General features: G+C 60.7%; 3 protein-coding genes and 1 pseudogene. All 4 read right to left on the bottom strand.

What is annotated here, in order from left to right; all coding sequences use genetic code 11:
• Nucleotides 1–482, bottom strand: a 482-nt coding sequence (rpe, locus tag B4F73_RS09625; RefSeq protein WP_290483115.1) for a ribulose-phosphate 3-epimerase, incomplete at its 3' end; no start/stop codon positions are given.
• A gap of 69 nt (nt 483–551) precedes the next feature.
• A complete protein-coding gene (locus B4F73_RS09620) occupies nt 552–1037 on the bottom strand; it encodes a glycine zipper 2TM domain-containing protein (protein ID WP_051607800.1) in 486 nt (161 codons plus the stop codon).
• A 129-nt stretch (nt 1038–1166) separates the two neighbouring features.
• Nucleotides 1167–2435 (bottom strand): RsmB/NOP family class I SAM-dependent RNA methyltransferase, encoded by a 1269-nt coding sequence (locus tag B4F73_RS09615; protein WP_290483114.1) that lies wholly within the window; start codon nt 2433–2435, stop codon nt 1167–1169.
• A gap of 16 nt (nt 2436–2451) precedes the next feature.
• Nucleotides 2452–2639 (bottom strand): annotated as a pseudogene (locus B4F73_RS09610) (protease HtpX); the annotation flags it as partial.

The following is a 2639-nucleotide window of genomic DNA, read 5'->3' as shown; positions in this document are numbered from 1 at the left end:
CGCAGCTGTTCGACCTTGCGCAACTGGCTGTCGATAAAGGTCTGACCGCCGAAACCGGGATTGACTGACATCACCAGGATCAGGTCGATATCGTCCAGTATGGGCTCCATGATGCTGGCGGGTGTGCCCGGATTTAAGGCAATTCCCGGCTTCATGCCGGCAGCGCGAATCGCCTGAATCGTGCGATGAATATGTGGTCCGGCTTCCGGATGAACCGTGAGGATGTTTGCGCCAGCCTTCGCAAAGGCAGCAATGAACGGGTCCACGGGGGCGATCATCAGGTGCACATCGAACGGCTTATCCGTGCATTTGCGGAGCTTTTCGATCACCGGAGGGCCAAAGGTCAGGTTTGGCACGAAATGCCCATCCATGACGTCGATATGGATCATGTCTGCGCCAGCATGGTCTATGGCGGCAATCTCTTCACCAAGGCGAGAGAAATCTGCAGAGAGAATCGAGGGGGAAATCAACACGTCGCGCATGCGCAATCCCTAAGCTGGAACAGCCGGCCACACAAGGTGGCCGGCTGTCCGAAAGTGTAGAGATCGGGCCTAGTAGCCGCCGGCCGGAACCAGTTTCCAACCATCAGCCCCGGCAATGATATCGACTGGTGTACCTGGCGCGATATAGACATCCGCGCCCTGAATGATTTCCTTCACGTCACCCGTCGAGAAACGGACAATGTAGGCATAACCCTGTTGCTTGCCGACGGCCTTGCCAGCTGCGTTACCGGCGATGCCGCCGATGACGGCGCCACCAATGGCTCCCGCAGTCTGGGCCTTGTCGCCGCCACCTAGCTCGGAGCCTGCCAGACCGCCCAACACGGCGCCTGTTGCGGTACCAATCAGGGACCGGTCCGATTGGATCGTTACGGCGCGCACCGAAGTCACTGTACCGGTATAAACGGTAGAAGCCTGACCGACCGCACCTGGCGTGGCTGTCCCAGCGCCATAATTGCTTGCACATCCGGTGAGTGCCAAAGCGAGGGCAGCAAATGCGCCCACAGCAACTTTCCGGGGAGAAAATTCGGTAATCATGTTGAGTGCTCCCTGCACATTAGATGGGTTATCATTGCACAATTCGCCCTGAATGGCAGATGAACTCTGCGAGACCTTTTTGTGGCAAGTCTGTTTACCGCTTGAAAACCATGCGCGGATTGAAATCGATCAAGTCCGCTGCAGGCGCGCAATGTAGAAGGCATCATGCCCCGCGCCGTCTTGCGGCAGGGTCAGCAGATCGCCCTCCGGCGTCAGGCAATGCTCGAAACCGGGAATTTCTGCTTCGGATACAGGCTGACGTGAATAAAGCTCCGCCGTAATCGCCTGATCGACGATATTGCGCCCTTCGGAGTCAAGCGGGGTGCAGACGCAATAGATGACGATGCCGCCCGAAGTGACCATGTCGGCGGCGGCTGTCAGGAGGCGCGTCTGCGCTGCTGGAAAGCGATCAATTTCTTCCTCTCGCTTGATCCATGCGCCCTCTGGATGACGTCTCAAGGTGCCCAATGCGGAGCAAGGGGCATCCAGCAGCAATTTGTTCACCGGAATCTCCGGGCGCCATTCATCGGCATTGGCCGCAACGATGTCTGCAGACAAGCCCGTTCGCGCAAGGTTTTCCCTGAGGCGCTCCAATCTCGGCTTGGACCGATCGACGGCAGTCACTTTCGCACCGGTGGCCGCCAGTTGAAGTGTCTTGCCGCCTGGCGCCGCGCACAAATCCACGACCTGATCGGTCCTGGTCACATTGAGCAGTTTTGCGGGTAGGGCAGCGGCGGCGTCCTGAACCCACCAGCCGCCTGCTTCAAACCCGGGCAGGGCCTCGACATTCGCGCTGTTCAGCCGGACAGAACCGGTCGGCAATAGGTCGCCACCGGTTGCACTAGCAACATCGCGTGGGTCGGTCCTTGCAGACAGGAAGATAGGCGGTTCGTGCAGTTGGTGCGCGGCGAGTTGCTCTGCGCCATCGGCGCCAAGATCATTCGTGAACCGGCTGGCCAGCCAATCCGGCCAGATCAGGCTCGCGGGCATTGCATCAAGGTCAGGCGGTGTGTCGGCTGCGCGCCGTAACACGGCGTTGAGAAAACTGCCTCCCGAACGCGCATCCGGCCAGCCCTTGGCCGCTTCAACCGTCTCCGACACAGCGGCATGAGGCGGTGTTTCCAGCCGCCAAAGCTGTACCACGCCAATGCGCAATAGGGCGCGAATGGCAGGGCTGGTGGCGTTGAGTGGTCGCGACAGCAGGGGTGAGAGACCCGCATCAATGCGGCCAAGTTCGCGCAGGGCGGCACTCGCCATCAGTCGGGCAAAGCCCCGATCTGGCCCTTCCAGCCCGTTGAAGTTGTCAGATTTGAGCATCGCCTCGTCCAGCGTGCGGCGGCTGTCCAGCGCCAGCATGAGCAATTCGGCTGCGGCGCGCCGTGCCAGGGCGCCGCTCATGAGTCTGGCGCCATGATCAGCCCCACGGTCCGGCCCGGCGACGCGGTGCATCCGCAGTCTCGGAGCTGACGCCCATCTCGGCTGCCATGCGGCGCAATGCCTCGATCCGGTTCGCGGTTGCCGGATGGGTTGAGAACAGATTGTCGGCGCCGCGTCCATTGAGGGGATTGGCGATGTACATGTGCGCCATGGCGGGGGTACGCT

This window comes from Hyphomonas sp. UBA3601 (assembly GCF_002375605.1).
Classification (GTDB): Bacteria; Pseudomonadota; Alphaproteobacteria; order Caulobacterales; family Hyphomonadaceae; genus Hyphomonas.
The sequence above is the reverse complement of the archived record's forward strand: the minus strand, read 5'-3'. Positions and strand labels throughout refer to the sequence as shown.

Coding starts and splice junctions, on each gene's coding strand:
- B4F73_RS09615 (WP_290483114.1), bottom strand. CDS start 2,435: ATGAGCGGCGCCCTGGCACGGCGCGCCGCAGCCGAATTGCTCATGCTG.
- B4F73_RS09620 (WP_051607800.1), bottom strand. CDS start 1,037: ATGATTACCGAATTTTCTCCCCGGAAAGTTGCTGTGGGCGCATTTGCT.